The organism is Janthinobacterium sp. GW822-FHT07A03 (genome assembly GCF_058798815.1).
The window spans coordinates 1-803 of record NZ_JBXAKW010000042.1 but is presented as its reverse complement, the minus strand read 5'-3'; the positions used below and the strand labels follow the sequence as shown (position 1 = coordinate 803).

The following is an 803-nucleotide window of genomic DNA, read 5'->3' as shown; positions in this document are numbered from 1 at the left end:
GTCGTGAGCCACAGGTTGCCGAAGGCATCATATTGATAGCTGATCGTTTGGCTGAGGTTGTCAGTCACTTGGGCCAGCTGGCCGTTGGCGTTCAGCACCTTGGTGGTAGTCTGGTTCAATGCATTGGTGGTTGTGCTGCGCAAGCCGTCATACGCGTAGCTAGTAACAACTTCATCGGGTGCAGTAGAGGACACCAGCCGATTGAGCTCGTCATATGCATAGCTGGTCCAATGTATCGCGCCATTGGCGAAGTAAGGACGAGTGCTGCGTGCCAGGTTGCCGCGGCTGTCATATTCTTTTTCCGTATAAATCATGAGCGTGGTATCGAAACCTTCCGTCTCACCGATGATTTCGCGGTCAAGTGCATCAAAAAAAGTTCTTTGCAAGGGGGCGCTCTGTGTCACGCCATCACTGGCATAGGTACTCACTTTGATGAAATAGCTCGCCTCCTTCGAGCATTTGCCGTCGCACAAGCTGTAAAGCCATTTTTTTTGCGTACCATCCGGCAGCACTTCCTGCACCTTGCGGCCAAAACCGTCGTACTCGACCAGCATGGTTAACTGGTTGACGTCGTCGATACGCGAGACTGCGCCGTAGCGCGCGTCATATGCCGTCGTACTGACATGGCCCAACGCATTTTTTTGCGTCACCGGAAATTGGCCACGCGTGTCATAGGTCTGGCTGCTCTTGGTGGTGACGATGGCCGCACTACCAGTCGCCGGCGACGACACTGAGGTTTCAATGCGGTTACCCCAGGCATCATATTGATAGCTGGTTTCCAGTCTGAGCTGTGCGTTGTCGGG

General features: G+C 53.8%; 1 pseudogene. It reads right to left on the bottom strand.

Annotated features, from left to right (window positions below):
• Positions 1-803 (bottom strand): annotated as a pseudogene (locus AC1RJW_RS29690) (hypothetical protein); the annotation flags it as partial.